12 protein-coding genes are annotated in these 14,663 nt (G+C 42.0%); 7 read left to right on the top strand and 5 right to left on the bottom strand.

Annotated features, from left to right (window positions below):
• Positions 1-151 precede the first annotated feature (151 nt).
• Positions 152-1,000 carry a translation elongation factor Ts gene (gene tsf, locus MHM98_RS02585; RefSeq protein ID WP_239437667.1) on the bottom strand — a complete coding sequence of 283 codons (849 nt, stop codon included), beginning with the start codon at positions 998-1,000 and terminating at the stop codon, positions 152-154.
• Positions 1,001-1,082: 82 nt separating this feature from the next.
• Entirely contained in the window at positions 1,083-1,811 is a 729-nt protein-coding gene (gene rpsB, locus MHM98_RS02590) for a 30S ribosomal protein S2 (RefSeq protein WP_239437668.1), read from the bottom strand.
• 277 nt (positions 1,812-2,088) lie between these two features.
• Here rpsB and map point away from each other — a divergent pair, with 277 nt between their 5' ends.
• From map to MHM98_RS02610, 4 genes are all read left to right on the top strand, one after another.
• Positions 2,089-2,880: a type I methionyl aminopeptidase gene (gene map, locus MHM98_RS02595; protein ID WP_239438052.1), complete on the top strand. Its 792-nt coding sequence runs from the start codon at positions 2,089-2,091 to the stop codon at positions 2,878-2,880.
• A 15-nt stretch (positions 2,881-2,895) separates the two neighbouring features.
• Positions 2,896-5,523 carry a [protein-PII] uridylyltransferase gene (gene glnD, locus MHM98_RS02600; protein WP_239437669.1) on the top strand — a complete coding sequence of 876 codons (2,628 nt, stop codon included), beginning with the start codon at positions 2,896-2,898 and terminating at the stop codon, positions 5,521-5,523.
• A gap of 24 nt (positions 5,524-5,547) precedes the next feature.
• Positions 5,548-6,372: a 2,3,4,5-tetrahydropyridine-2,6-dicarboxylate N-succinyltransferase gene (gene dapD, locus MHM98_RS02605; RefSeq protein ID WP_239437670.1), complete on the top strand. Its 825-nt coding sequence runs from the start codon at positions 5,548-5,550 to the stop codon at positions 6,370-6,372.
• 114 nt (positions 6,373-6,486) lie between these two features.
• Entirely contained in the window at positions 6,487-6,666 is a 180-nt protein-coding gene (locus MHM98_RS02610) for a hypothetical protein (protein WP_239437672.1), read from the top strand.
• A gap of 145 nt (positions 6,667-6,811) precedes the next feature.
• On the opposite strand, the gene MHM98_RS02615 is transcribed toward MHM98_RS02610, so the two are convergent.
• The gene (locus MHM98_RS02615; RefSeq protein ID WP_239437673.1) at positions 6,812-8,971 is read right to left on the bottom strand and encodes a malate synthase G; all 2,160 of its coding nucleotides are present in this window, start codon (positions 8,969-8,971) and stop codon (positions 6,812-6,814) included.
• Between the two features lie 269 nt (positions 8,972-9,240).
• A complete protein-coding gene (locus tag MHM98_RS02620; RefSeq protein WP_239437674.1) occupies positions 9,241-9,882 on the bottom strand; it encodes a hypothetical protein in 642 nt (213 codons plus the stop codon).
• Positions 9,883-10,290: 408 nt separating this feature from the next.
• Between MHM98_RS02620 and MHM98_RS02625 the strand changes: the two genes are divergently transcribed.
• Positions 10,291-10,896 carry a superinfection exclusion B family protein gene (locus MHM98_RS02625; protein ID WP_239437675.1) on the top strand — a complete coding sequence of 202 codons (606 nt, stop codon included), beginning with the start codon at positions 10,291-10,293 and terminating at the stop codon, positions 10,894-10,896.
• An 81-nt stretch (positions 10,897-10,977) separates the two neighbouring features.
• On the opposite strand, the gene MHM98_RS02630 is transcribed toward MHM98_RS02625, so the two are convergent.
• Positions 10,978-12,420 carry an ATP-binding protein gene (locus MHM98_RS02630; RefSeq protein ID WP_239437676.1) on the bottom strand — a complete coding sequence of 481 codons (1,443 nt, stop codon included), beginning with the start codon at positions 12,418-12,420 and terminating at the stop codon, positions 10,978-10,980.
• Positions 12,421-12,645: 225 nt separating this feature from the next.
• On the opposite strand from MHM98_RS02630, the gene MHM98_RS02635 reads away from it, so the two are divergent.
• Positions 12,646-13,614: a class 1 fructose-bisphosphatase gene (locus MHM98_RS02635; protein WP_239437677.1), complete on the top strand. Its 969-nt coding sequence runs from the start codon at positions 12,646-12,648 to the stop codon at positions 13,612-13,614.
• Between the two features lie 105 nt (positions 13,615-13,719).
• Positions 13,720-14,637 (top strand): manganese-dependent inorganic pyrophosphatase, encoded by a 918-nt coding sequence (locus MHM98_RS02640; protein WP_239437678.1) that lies wholly within the window; start codon positions 13,720-13,722, stop codon positions 14,635-14,637.
• Positions 14,638-14,663 lie beyond the last annotated feature (26 nt).

Raw genomic sequence — 14,663 nt, forward strand, 5'->3', positions numbered from 1 at the left:
TGGTTAACACCACTTAGTTTATGATTGCACTCTTTATCGTAATTTTAAAAGTACAGATTAAAAGTCCAATCATAAATTAAGCATTCAAAAAGACCGCAGCTAGGCCACGGTCTTTTTTTAACAACAAAAATGTTGTTATTTACTCAATCGATTACTGTTTTGCAGCAGCGATTTGAGCTTCAACTTCTGCAGCGAAGTCTTCTTCTTTCTTCTCGATACCTTCACCAACTTCTAGGCGAATGAATGAAGAAACTGAAGCGTTCTTAGCTTTAAGAATTTGACCAACAGTTTGCTTAGGTTCCATGATGAACGCTTGACCAGTAAGAGAAACCTCACCAGTGAATTTCTTCATGCGACCAGCAACCATTTTCTCAGCGATTTCAGCAGGCTTGCCTTCGTTCATCGCGATTTCGATTTGTAGTTTACGCTCGCGCTCAACTACTTCAGCAGGTACGTCTTCTGGGTTAACGAACTCTGGACGAGAAGCAGCAACGTGCATAGCAACGTGCTTAAGTGTTTCTTCGTCAGCTTCACCAGCAACAACAACACCAATGCGCTCACCGTGACGGTAAGAAGCAAGAGAACCACCTTTCACGTACTCAACGCGACGGATGTTCATGTTCTCACCGATTTTAGCAACTAAAGCGATACGCGTTTCTTCGAATTTCGCTTGTAGCTCTTCAGAAGTTAGTTCTTCAGCGATAGCTGCATCAGCAACTTCGTTAGCGAACGCTAAGAAACCAGCATCTTTAGCAACGAAGTCAGTTTGACAGTTAACTTCAACTAGCGCAGCAACGCCTTCTTTTTGCTTAACGATGATAGTACCTTCAGCAGCGATGTTACCCGCTTTCTTAGCAGCTTTAGCTTGACCGTTTTTACGCATTTGGTCGATTGCCGCTTCGATGTCACCATTAGTTTCAGTTAATGCTTTTTTACAGTCCATCATGCCCGCGCCAGTGCGGTCACGAAGTTCTTTTACTAACTTAGCAGTAATTGCCATTTTATATTCCTCTGTATTTCAAAAAGGCACCAAGGATTACTCCTTGCTGCCTACTTAAATGTGTGATTTAGAAAGCTCTAAATTACTCAGCTTCAACGAAACCGTCAGTTTCAGCTTGTGCAGCAACAGTGTTGTTACGACCTTCGTTAACAGCAGTTGCAGCAGCTTTAGTGTAAAGCTGGATAGCGCGGATCGCGTCATCGTTACCAGGAACGATGTAGTCGATACCATCTGGGTTAGAGTTAGTATCAACGATAGCAACAACAGGAATACCTAGGTTGTTAGCTTCTTTAACAGCAATGTGCTCGTGGTCAGCATCAATTACAAAAATCACGTCTGGTAGACCGTTCATGTTTTTGATACCGCCTAGAGATTTCTCTAGTTTTTCCATTTCACGAGTACGCATTAACGCTTCTTTCTTAACTAGCTTAGCGAAAGTACCGTCTTGTGATTGTTGCTCAAGGTCTTTTAGACGCTTGATTGATTGACGAACTGTTTTCCAGTTAGTCAACATACCACCTAACCAACGGTGGTTTACGTAGAATTGGTCACACTCTAGTGCCGCTTCTTTGATAGCATCGCCAGCAGCGCGCTTAGTACCAACGAAAAGGATTTTACCTTTCTTAGATGCAACGTTGCTTAATACAGCAAGTGCTTCGTTGAACATTGGTGCAGTTTGCTCTAAGTTGATGATATGAACCTTGTTACGAGCACCGAAGATGAATGGCTTCATCTTTGGATTCCAGTAACGAGTTTGGTGACCGAAGTGAACACCAGCTTGCAGCATATCGCGCATTGAAACAGTAGCCATAATAAATTTCCTCTTGGGGTTAGGCCTCCACGCATCCCAAATTTCGAACTTTTCGTCAATTTGACGATAAAGCACCCCGAAATCGGTTAAAAATACGTGTGTGATTTAAGATAAATGTAATTTTTAGTGGTTCTTTATAGACAAGATCATTAAAATCAGCGTAAAACCGACTTTAGATGAAAGTTGAATATATTCCCCGGCGCGCTTTATACCAAAAACACGCGGAGAAAACAAGTTTTAGCCAAGATTAATGGCAATTAAAAATAGAGATACCACCATGGCAATAACCATCAAAACTGCAGAAGAAATTGAAAAAATGCGCGTTGCAGGGCGCTTAGCGGCAGAAGTATTAGAAATGATCGGTCCTTTTGTAAAAAAAGGCGTAACAACTGACGAATTAAACGACATTTGCCACCGCTATATTGTCGAAGAGCAAGACGCAATTCCTGCACCGCTCAATTATCATGGATTTCCAAAGTCGATTTGTACTTCTGTTAACCATGTCATCTGTCACGGTATCCCAAGCGATAAAAAACTAAAAGACGGCGACATTATTAACGTCGATGTAACTGTCATCAAAGATGGCTACCACGGCGATACTAGTAAAATGTTTATCGTAGGCAAAGGCAGCATTTTAGCCAACCGCTTAGTTAAGACGACACAAGAGAGTCTTTACAAAGCAATTAGAATGGTAAAACCAGGTGTCCAGCTTGGTGATATCGGCCACGCTATCCAAACATACTGTGAAGGTATGAACTACTCAATCGTGCGCGAATACTGTGGTCACGGCATTGGTGCAGAGTTTCACGAAGACCCACAAGTTGTGCACTACGGCCGACCAGGTACAGGTGAAACGCTACAAGCTGGCATGTGTTTAACTATCGAGCCAATGGTTAATGCGGGTAAGCGTCACAGTAAAATGGCCAACAATGACGGTTGGACTGTTGTAACAAAAGATCGCTCGCTTTCGGCGCAATGGGAACATACGCTACTTGTAACCGACAACGGCGTAGAAATTCTAACACTGCGTAGCGATGAAGAAATAGAACGCGTCATCGAGCACGCTTAATCAGTAAGGAAAAATATGTCGCCACCACCAGCACCGTTAACTATTGACAATACCGAGCCAAGAAACCTCATTAGCACCTGTAAGCAGGCTAGTATTGATTTTTCTCATTGGCTAAATGAGCAATTTAACAATGGTGGCGCAATTCGTGAGCTCCTTCATCAACGCTGTAATTTCGTCGATGACATGTTGCGTCAACTATGGCAACACTTTGATCTACACCAAGAGCAAGTTGCCCTGATAGCCGTTGGTGGCTATGGTCGCGGCGAATTACACCCTCACTCCGACGTCGATCTATTATTGCTCTCAGCAAAATCACTATCAAATGAACAAACTGAAAAAATTGGTCAGTTCATTACTATGATGTGGGATGTAAAATTTGACGTTGGACACAGCGTTCGAACGCTAAAAGAAACCCTCAACATCGGACAAGCTGATATTACTGTCGCGACAAATCTCATGGAAAGCCGTTTACTGGCGGGCCCAGAAGATTTATATCAGCAATTACAAGATGCCATCGAACAACCTGACTTTTGGCCAAGTAGCGAATTTTATCTCGCTAAACGCGATGAACAAATTGCCAGACACGAAGCCAATAATGCTTTTGATTTAGAACCCAATATAAAAACCTGTCCAGGTGGATTGCGCGATATTCAAACCGTTGGTTGGATTGCCAAGCGCCATTTTAAGACCACCATTGTCGAACATCTAGTTCAACACGGTTTTTTATCACAAGATGAGTTAGAGCAATTACTGCGCTGTCAGGATTTTTTGTGGCGCATGCGGTTTGCCTTGCATCAAACTGCGGGTCGTGGCGAAGACAAACTATTATTTAATCATCAGCACGATGTAGCAATTGCCATGGGCTACAGCGACAGCGAACAACTTGCTGTTGAATGTATGATGAAGCATTACTATCAGGTTGTTCGCGAAGTTGCAGAGCTTTGTGAGATGCTACTTCAATTATTCAAACGCGAGTTTTTGGGCCGTATCAAATCACTAGATGTTTGTATTATTGATGACAATTACCAACGCCGTGGTCACTTTTTAGAAACCAGCAATGACAACTTGTTTGCAGATCCATCTCACATTATTTCACTGTTTCTCAACGTAGCCAAAGACAAAGAAATCACCGGCATTTACGCTCCGACCTTGCGTCAATTGCGGATTGCCCGTGATGGTTTGCGTGAGCCTCTGTGCGATGATGAGAAATGCCGCACCGCATTTATGAGTATCATCAAGCACCCCGACGGAATTCGCGCGTTATCGATGATGCACAAACACGGCATCTTAGGCAGTTACCTGCCTGCATGGCAACAAATAAGCGGACAAATGCAGTTCGACTTATTTCACGCTTATACAGTTGATGAGCACACACATCGCCTATTAAAGAATATCGACCGCTTTTCACAAGCAAAATACAAAGATGAATTCCCACTGTGCAGTGTCTTGATCCACACACTCGCTAAAAAAGGGTTATTGGTGTTAGCGGCAATATTTCACGATATTGGCAAAGGACGCGGTGGTGATCACAGCGAACTAGGCGCATTAGACGCTCTAGAGTTTGGTCGCCAGCACAAACTCAATGAACACGATACGCGCCTCATTGCATGGCTGGTTGAAAATCACCTTGTGATGTCAGTAACGGCCCAACGCCGTGATATTCATGATCCCGATGTCATCAACACTTTCGCCAATATAGTGCAAGATGAAACTCGCCTTGCCTACCTTTACTGTCTAACGGTGGCAGATATTTGCGCAACAAATAACAAACTGTGGAACAACTGGAAAGGCTCTTTATTACGCGAATTATATTTCTATACGTTGCGCGCGCTGCGCCGCGGCGCACAAGGCGATGTAGACGCCGAGGAACGTATTATCGAATACAAAGCTAAGGCACTGCATCAGTTAACTAGTATTGAAGCACCATATAGCAGCGATGAGGTTGAACGCCTGTGGGGCAGCTTTCAGCCTGATTACTTCCTGCGACATACGCCAGTTGCTATTGCCCAACACAGCGATTTAATTTTACGCAGTAAAAAGCCTAACAAACCGATTATTTCTATCTTCCACAGTAAAGACAACACGGTGAGTGAGCTCTTTGTTTACACGCAGGACATGAGTAACTTATTTGCCAAAGTAATGCGTGTGCTGGGCAGCAAAAACGTGCAAATTAACGATGCTCACGTGATGGCAACGACAGATGGCTGGGCGTTAGACACCTTTAATATTACTGAACATACTGGCGATGCTATAATCGACGCACCGCGCGTTAAGTCTATAGTTCAGGCGTTGACTAAATCGCTAACGCAGAAAAACTTTAGACCCCACAGTAATCGCAGAATATCGCGCCAAACTAAACAGTTTAACGTACCAACTCAAGTCGCTTTTATTAATAGCGATCACGAACAACACACGCTATTTGAATTGGTCGCACTAGACATGCCCGGTCTGTTAGCCACCGTTGGTGATGTTTTTACAAAACACAAAATAACCCTACACAATGCAAAGATCACCACTATTGGTGAACGCGTAGAAGACTTTTTTATTATCGCTAATCAAGAAGGGCTTCCCCTTTGTTCTGATCAGCAATCGACATTACAACAATCACTTATCAAAGCGATTGAGAAATTAAATCAACATTAAAAATTTAAATAATAGGAATTAGTCATGAGTGACTTACAACAAATTATTGAACACGCTTTTGAAACCCGCGATTCATACACGGCGCAAACAGCAACTGATGAAGTAAAAAACGCCGTTGCTCAAGCCATTGCAATGCTAGATAGCGGTGAGGCACGCGTTGCTGAAAAAATCAGTGGTGAGTGGGTTGTGCACCAATGGCTAAAGAAAGCCGTACTTTTATTCTTCAAGTTACACGATAACGAAATTATCGACGGTGGTGATACCCAATACTTCGATAAAGTACCACAAAAGTTCGCCAACTACACCGAGCAGCAATTTAAAGATGAAGGCATGCGCGTTGTGCCACCAGCAACCGTTCGTCAAGGCTGTTACATTGCTAAAAACGTGGTGCTAATGCCGTCATACACCAACATCGGCGCCTATGTTGATGAAGGTACAATGGTTGATACTTGGGCAACCGTTGGTTCATGTGCGCAAATTGGTAAAAACGTTCATTTATCTGGCGGCGTAGGTATCGGTGGCGTATTAGAGCCATTACAAGCGAATCCAACCATTATCGAAGATAACTGTTTTATCGGCGCGCGCTCTGAAATCGTTGAAGGTGTGGTAGTCGAAGAAGGTAGCGTTATCTCAATGGGTGTATACATCAGTCAAAGTACCCGTATCTATGACCGCGAAACAGGCACTATCCATTACGGCCGCGTTCCGGCTGGCTCAGTTGTTGTTTCTGGGACGTTGCCATCAAAGTGCGGGACTCACAACCTATATGCAGCAATTATCGTTAAGAAAGTTGACGCAAAAACCCGTGCTAAAGTTGGTGTAAACGCCCTATTACGCGGCGTGGAATAACTTCTATAACTACAGCTACAATGCTTGTAGCTATACAAAATTGCTATCCGCGTCACAGAAAAGTCATATTAGTTTGATAGACTGAAGATTAGTAATAATTTCAGGAGCATACATATGACTCACTTAGATCAATTGCAAACATTGAAAATTGTTTGCCCTAACTGCGGACAGAAACATTTAAAAACTGTTGGCTGGCTAGCAGAGCACCAAACTATCGATTGTAATTGCGGCGTAGAAACTAGCTGCACTGATATTCAATCACTAGTAAATCAAGCTATCGAGGAACTGAAATAATTTCCTCTTTGGCTTGTGCCAAACCGCTTTTCCCTGCAAAAATTCAATTTCCCTATCGACACTAATCGCGCTTATTTAACCAGAGCTCAGGTTAATTAAAAAAGCCGATGACATGCACCGGCTTAGATCTAATTTATTTATCGAACTATTGCGCTTTCAACGCTAAACGTCGCTTGTGTAACACGGGTTCAGTATAACCGCTAGGCTGTGCGCAACCTTCAAATACTAACTCACAAGCTGCTTGGAATGCGATACTGTTATCAAAATCAGCTGCCATTGGTTGGTATGTTGGATCATTGGCATTTTGCTCATCCACCACCACGGCCATTTTCTTAAGCACCGCCATCACCTGCTCTTCACTGCAGATATCATGACGCAACCAGTTCGCCATGTGTTGCGATGAAATACGCAAGGTTGCGCGATCTTCCATTAAGCCAACATTGTTGATATCAGGTACTTTTGAACAGCCGATGCCCGCATCAACCCAACGCACAACATAGCCCAATAGTCCTTGTGCATTATTCTCAAGCTCTTCTTCAATTTCAGCGGCGCTCCAATTTGGATTTTGCGCAGCTGGAATAGTTAGAATATCGTCAATATTGGCTATCGCGCGCTGTTTAATTTCAGCTTGGCGCGCAAATACGTCAACTTGATGATAGTGAAGCGCATGCAGCGTTGCTGCTGTTGGTGACGGTACCCACGCAGTATTAGCACCAGATTGCGGATGGGCGATCTTCGTTTTGAGCATATTATCCATTTGATCTGGAATTGCCCACATACCTTTACCAATCTGAGCGCGACCACTTAGTCCGCAAGCTAAGCCGATATCGACATTCCAATTCTCATAAGCACCAATCCACGCTGCTGACTTCATATCGCCTTTGCGGATCATAGGCCCGGCTTCCATTGAGGTATGAATTTCATCACCAGTGCGATCTAAAAATCCGGTATTAATAAATACAACACGTTCTTTCGCGGCATAAATACACTGCTTTAGATTTACCGTTGTGCGGCGCTCTTCATCCATAATGCCCATTTTTACAGTATGGCGAGCCAAACCAAGCATATCTTCAATGGCGTTAAATAAATCATTGGCAAATGTAACTTCTTCTGGGCCGTGCATTTTCGGCTTCACGATATAGATTGAGCCAGTCTTAGAGTTACTAAATTCACTGTTGCCTTGCAAATCGTGCAATGAAATTAGTGACGTGATAATCCCATCTAAAATACCTTCAGGTACTTCGTTATTGTCACTATCCAACACCGCTGGATTAGTCATTAAGTGGCCAACATTACGCACAAACATCAAACTGCGACCTTTAAGCGAAAATGGCTGACCCTTGGTATCTAAATATTGGCGGTCGGCATTGAGTGAGCGAGTAAAGGTTTTACCACCTTTAGTTATTTCCTCGCTTAAGTCCCCTTGCATCAAACCAAGCCAGTTTTTATAAACAACAACTTTATCTTCAGCATCAACGGCAGCCACTGAATCTTCACAATCCATAATTGTCGTCAATGCCGACTCTAAAATAATGTCACTTACGCCCGCAGCATCACTTGCGCCAATTTGGCTAGTCGCATCGATAACAACCTCAATATGCATGCCGTTGTTTTTCAGCAACACCGCACTTGGCGATTGAGCGTCACCATTAAAACCAATCAGTTTGGATGGATTGGCAAGTCTTGTTTGCTCGCCGCTTTGCAAGGTTGCAACTAAAGCGCCATCGATAATTTGATAACGACTCACATCACTGTGACTTGCATCGGCTAACTCACAAGCACTGTCTAAGAACTCACGTCCTTTAGCAATCACCAAATCTCCACGTACCTTATTGTAGCTTGTTCCAGCTTCTGCGCCATTGTCAGAACTGATAGCATCGGTACCATACAGCGCGTCATAGAGAGAGCCCCAGCGCGCATTTGCAGCATTAAGGGCAAAGCGAGAATTCATTACAGGCACTACCAACTGTGGGCCAGCCATAGTCGCCATTTCTTCATCGACATTTGCGGTAGAAACACTAAAGTCTTCACACGGTGGCAACAGATAATCTATATCCTGCAAAAACGCTTTGTAGTTAGCAAAGTCATAATCATTATTGGCGTGCCATTCATCAATTTGCTGTTGAATCGATTCACGTTTTTCTAACAACGCCTTGTTGCGGGGTGCAAATTCATTGACGATAGATTCAAACCCTTGCCAAAACTCTGCTTGTTTAATATTGGTTTTAGGAAGCGCTTGTTGATTAATAAAATCGTAAAGAAGTTGGGATACTTGTAATCCCCCAACAGAAAAGCGTTGCGTCATAATAGCCTCATGAATAACGATAAAGTGCTAAAAAATATAACACCTCAATAGTTCAGATGCGATCTATCTTAGCGCAGCAACAAAATTGACACAAGTGACAACAAAACCCCTATACAATTGTTTTAAAATGGAAATGATTTTTCATTATTTAACGCCATAATGACAAGTATTCAAGGCGTGAATGAAAGGTGAACAAGAAATTAATCAAATGAATAAAAAAAGACCAGCACAGATGGCTGGTCAATGAGAGATAAATGCAGTGGTAATTTCTATTTCAGTTTAATTGATGCATCCCCAACACCAACTTCTACTTTAATCGCGTAGTCTCCTTGACCGCTCCAACTAACGCTTTCGCTAACCATGGCACGATTTTGATCTTTTTGACCGCTATTGCTGTAAACATTGGCAGCGCCAACACCTGATTCTGCTTTTACACTATTATATGAGTCAGCCATGCTGTAAACACTAACTTCACCAACGCCTACATCTACTGACATATTCGCTTGTAATCCCTTGATGGTCATTTCGCCCACGCCTAAATCTGCGTCGATTGTTTCCATTTGCGGCACTTCAATACGCCATTCTTCGCCAAAGTCATCTTCGTTGAGAGAAATTACTATACGATTTCCACTATTGTTAATCTTTAACTCTGCATCTTCAGGACTGGCCTTAAACATGCTCCAACCGTCTTTTTCAGTGACCTTAACGTAAATATGAATTTGATTATCATTTGACGGCGATAACTTAACCGTGCCCACATGCGCATCAATCACGAATTCTTTAATATCATCAACGGCAATTTTCTTAGTCAGAACTTTGTCTTCTGCTGCATAAGCCGCACCTGATGCAGCTACTAGTGCGATACCTGTCACTGTACTAACAAGTGCTAAACGGCGATTAAGTAATTTCATGTTGTATTCCTTGCTTGTGCTAATTGGGTTTAAACAAACGATAATGTGTTTTGTGACTGACTAACTGCCAATTTGGTGCCAAAAATACATTTATCAATATTTTCAAAAGCTTAAATACAAAACCCACAACTACCTGATATTGTTTTTAACACTTTATTTGTCAATCACACTAATTAACGGTGAAGTTCACACTCAATTGAAATTATATAAAGCGGCAATGTTTCACCCATTCAGTGAGCGCATAAATTCAAACGAAATTTCTTTTCAGATATAACTAAGACTAAAAAACAATCACTTAAACTGATTTTATTGCCATTTTTAAATTTAGGTACGCTAATTGCTTTTTGATTCGATGTAGCCAACTAACTATCAGTTTTTTGGCAATCATATTGTCAGTAAGGAGTTTTTATGTGGAAAGATGAATCGCAGCAATCTCATGCACACTACCTGTTTCAGTGCATGCTGTGGGTTGCTTTAGCCTGCGCGGTATTACTATTTATGCCGTCAAAACTAGCGTCACTCACTCAAGTAGACAAGTTTTTGACAGAGTATGCACACTTCGTTGGTATCGCATTTATTGTTAGTAGCGCCTATCTCGTTTTAGATTTAAGTAAGCACATTATTAACAACCTAAAACAAAAGAAACGTCAGCAGCAATTGGCAGAAGACATTCAATCACGCATGCAAACACTAAGCAGTGGCGAACGAGCAATTTTGCGCGAATTCTACTTACGTCGTCAAACCTCACTGTGGTTGCCGCATCAAGAAGCTGATGTGAAGAGCTTACGTAGCTCAGGCATTCTGATCCCTGTCGATTTCTATAGTTCAACCAAAACCAATGGCCAAGGTGTTAAAGAAATCGAATTAATGATCTCACATATCGCGCGTCCATTCTTAACTAAAACGCGTCTAAAACTGCCACAGGGCAAGCCAAGTTTCGAAGACATTAGCTACTTAAAGCAAGCCAGACCAAGCTACTTAGAGCCGCTAACCACCTTAAAAAAGAGTGCTTAACGCTCACCCCTTTCATTGATAGATTAGTATGATCAAAAAAGGCTTGTGTATTCTCTACACAAGCCTTTTTATTTATGCATCTCAAGTCACTGGGAAGGTGATGATAAAGCAGCCGCCCTTTTTATAATCTTCATTGACAATAATGTCCCCATCATTGCTATTAACTAGTGTTTTAGCGATACATAAGCCAACACCGAGTCCTTTGTCTCTGGTACTAAAAAACGGCTGGAATATTTTATCAATAATCAAATCGCTTAAGCCGGGGCCATTGTCTTCAATACGAACAACAACTTGTTCGCCAAATACTGTCGCTGAAACTTCAATACTGCGGTTATCTGATTGATGAGAGCTCAGTGCTTCAATTGAATTACGCATGACATTTAACATTACTTGCTCAATTTGTAATTCATCTGCACAAATCATCACATCTTCGTCTGGTGCGTGATGATGCACAGCAATGCCATTACTCTCTATCTCTTGAGCTAGCAAAAACATAGCTTTCGCGACTAACGCGTTCACGTTTATTAACTCTTTTTGCGGCTCATTGCGCTGCATGATTTCTTTAGTGCGATTAACGATATCTAATGCATGACAACTATTTTCGATAATTTTATCTACCGCTAGCTCTAGCCGTTTAGGCTCAATTGACGGTTGTTGCATTTGCTCCAAGGTAAGCTTACAAAAAGCCTTGATGTTAATGAGAGGAACATTTAATTCATTCGCCAAACTACGCACTATCTCTGAAATAGACACTTTATGCTCTAGCTTAAGTAGCTTCTCTTTTTGCTCACCAATTTGTAGTTGAATGTCTTCTTTTTGCTTGATCTCACTAACCGCCTTGCTACGTTCGAAATAAATGCGTTGCTGCATATTATTAATGCTGTCGACAAGATGATCTATTTCGTCGTTCTCATCGTGATATTTACGATCAAGCACTATGGGCGTTGGTTTATCAACTTCGCTAAATTCTGACAATTTTCCGCTAATTTGCATTAAATGTCGGCCAATGAGTTTGTCCGACAAGTAGAGCATAAAAATCACCACCAATGCCGTTTTAAAGAAATTTGAAAACAGCATCACGCCGCCAAAGGCAATAAGGTGGTTGTAGGTGCTATCCATCTCGCTATAAATCGTTAAATCCCCCATTTTACGCGGGATCCCCGATTGGTTATATTGCACATCGAACTGCTGAGTAATGATACTACTTGCGGTAATTTCACCAATGTTAAACTCAACGTTTTCAGGTAGGTTTAACACCGCCCTTTCAATATTTGGAATATTGACGATCCCCTGCAGTTGCAAATAAATTTGTGCATCGTCATAGGTCCAAATACTTTTACTCAGACTGTCGAGTAAACTGTCTTCAATAATTTGATTGAACAAGGCTCGTTGATCCAATTGCTTGTTGTATTCAGCACTTAACTGCACCACAGTAAATAACAAGGTAATAATCGAGCTAAAAAGTACTGTAAACAGCACAAATCTGCGGCCGACCAAACTGTGACGATAGGTAAAATTAAACATAGTTAGCTATTGAATATAAAAAGAGTTGTTTATCTAATAAACCGCATCATACTTTATTTGATTGCAAATACAAAAAACTGACTATTATTCAGACATTAAAACTGCTACACCAACTACAGCCGCCTCAAATGAAAAACTGTGATAAACCTCAAAGTATCCATGCACTTTGCCTTGATTTAGTTTATTATACGCGGGCAAAAATCTAACCCAACTTAGGACTTATCCATGCAACGCTTTGTGCCTGTACTTCGTCGCGACAATGTCGATCCAGAACTTATTTCTCTTATCAATACCTTAATGGCAGCTTGTAAAGAAATTTCATTTCGCCTTCATCAGGGTGAACTAGCGGGCATCCTAGGTTCTACGCTAGATGAAAACATTCAGGGTGAAACCCAAAAGAAGCTCGATATTATTTCTAATCAATTAATCAAAGATATTCTATTAGAGTCTGGATTAGTTCGAGCTATCGCATCAGAGGAAGAAGACACAATAGTAGCAGGCTCAGAAAATGGTCGTTACCTTGTGTGTTTCGATCCACTCGATGGCTCATCAAATATCGATATCAACAGCTTAGTCGGTACTATCTTCTCCATTATGGAAGTGCCAAAAGGTCAAACTGGTGCTAACGAAGAGATGTTCCTGCAACCTGGTACTGCGCAAGTGGCGGCAGGTTACGTGCTTTACGGTGCATCAACGCAACTAGCCTTAACCACAGGTAATGGCGTACGTTTGTTTACGCTAGATAACACCATTGGCGAATTCTTATTAACCCAAGAAAAGATGACCATCACGCCAGATACCGCAGAATTTGCCATTAATATGTCAAACCAGCGTTTCTGGGAGCCAGCAATGCAAAACTACATTGGTGATTTACTCGACGGCACCACAGGTACCCGCGATAAAAACTTCAACATGCGTTGGATTGCCGCAATGGTTGGTGATGTTCATCGCGTTTTATGTCGCGGCGGTATCTTCACCTACCCTACCGACAACAAGAACCCGGCCAAGCCATACAAATTGCGTTTAATGTATGAAGCCAATCCAATGAGTTTCTTAGTTGAACAAGCAGGCGGTGTTTCTTCAACAGGTTACGAGCGCATCATGGATATTCAACCACAAGAAATCCATCAACGCGTTGCCGTGATTTTAGGCTCTAAAAACGAAGTCGAAACTTGTTTGAGTTACCATAAATAATCACTTAACGTGCCCAAAGCATGATTTAGCCAAAAATCGCATAGCAATTTTTGGCTAACTCGATAAAATAGCCGCTAATTTCCGATTATTTAAAAGAGAAAAATTATGGCTGTATACGCAGTTGGGCACAAAGTTCCAGATTCAGATTCTATCGTTGGTGCAATCGCACTAGCCTACCTAAAAAACCAAATTGGCGAGGAAGTAATTCCAACCCGTCTTGGTGAACCGTCTCCTGAAACACAATTCATCTTAGATAAGTTCGGTTATGAAGCACCAGAACTTAAGATGAGCTACGCAGGCGATAGCCTATACATCGTTGATCACTCTGACGTTGCACTAGCACCAGATGACGTTGACCAAGCGACACTACTTGGCATTGTCGATCACCACAAACTAGGCGACTTAACCTCAGACACGCCATTAGAGTGTTGGATCCGCCCAGTTGGTTGTAGTAATACCGTTATCAAAATGATGTACGATTTCCACAATGTTGAAATCCCAAAAGACATCGCAGGTATGATGATGTGTGCGATTCTTTCTGACACTGTTGTATTCAAGTCACCAACCTGTACTACTGCTGATATCCGTTGTGTTGAAATCCTAGCTGAAATTGCTGGCATCGAAGACTACAAAGCACTAGGCATGGAAATGTTTGAAGTAAAATCAGCAGTACTAGGCACGCCAATGCGTGATCTTGTAATGCGCGATTTTAAAAACTTCAACATGAATGGTACTAAAATTGGTATCGGTCAATTAGAAGTTTTAGATCTTGCTATCTTCGATGAAATGAAGCCAGATCTAGAAGCTGAAATAGCTAAACTACGCGACGAAGAAGGTCAACACGCTGTACTGTTACTGCTAACAGACATCATGAAAGAAGGCTCTGAGCTATTAATCGTTGGTGACGATGCCCTAGCTGAGAAAGCTTTTGGTCAAGCATCTGTTGAAGGCAAAGTATGGCTAGACGGCGTACTTAGCCGTAAAAAGCAAGTTGTACCGCCACTTGAGCAAGCATTCGCTTAATCAATACTTTATAAAGCAATCATTAA

The organism is Psychrobium sp. MM17-31, from assembly GCF_022347785.1.
In the GTDB taxonomy this organism is placed as follows: domain Bacteria; phylum Pseudomonadota; class Gammaproteobacteria; order Enterobacterales; family Psychrobiaceae; genus Psychrobium.

Coding starts and splice junctions, on each gene's coding strand:
- map (WP_239438052.1), top strand. CDS start 2,089: ATGGCAATAACCATCAAAACTGCAGAAGAAATTGAAAAAATGCGCGTT.
- MHM98_RS02615 (WP_239437673.1), bottom strand. CDS start 8,971: ATGACGCAACGCTTTTCTGTTGGGGGATTACAAGTATCCCAACTTCTT.
- dapD (WP_239437670.1), top strand. CDS start 5,548: ATGAGTGACTTACAACAAATTATTGAACACGCTTTTGAAACCCGCGAT.
- glnD (WP_239437669.1), top strand. CDS start 2,896: ATGTCGCCACCACCAGCACCGTTAACTATTGACAATACCGAGCCAAGA.
- MHM98_RS02640 (WP_239437678.1), top strand. CDS start 13,720: ATGGCTGTATACGCAGTTGGGCACAAAGTTCCAGATTCAGATTCTATC.
- MHM98_RS02620 (WP_239437674.1), bottom strand. CDS start 9,882: ATGAAATTACTTAATCGCCGTTTAGCACTTGTTAGTACAGTGACAGGT.
- MHM98_RS02625 (WP_239437675.1), top strand. CDS start 10,291: ATGTGGAAAGATGAATCGCAGCAATCTCATGCACACTACCTGTTTCAG.
- MHM98_RS02610 (WP_239437672.1), top strand. CDS start 6,487: ATGACTCACTTAGATCAATTGCAAACATTGAAAATTGTTTGCCCTAAC.
- tsf (WP_239437667.1), bottom strand. CDS start 1,000: ATGGCAATTACTGCTAAGTTAGTAAAAGAACTTCGTGACCGCACTGGC.
- MHM98_RS02630 (WP_239437676.1), bottom strand. CDS start 12,420: ATGTTTAATTTTACCTATCGTCACAGTTTGGTCGGCCGCAGATTTGTG.
- rpsB (WP_239437668.1), bottom strand. CDS start 1,811: ATGGCTACTGTTTCAATGCGCGATATGCTGCAAGCTGGTGTTCACTTC.
- MHM98_RS02635 (WP_239437677.1), top strand. CDS start 12,646: ATGCAACGCTTTGTGCCTGTACTTCGTCGCGACAATGTCGATCCAGAA.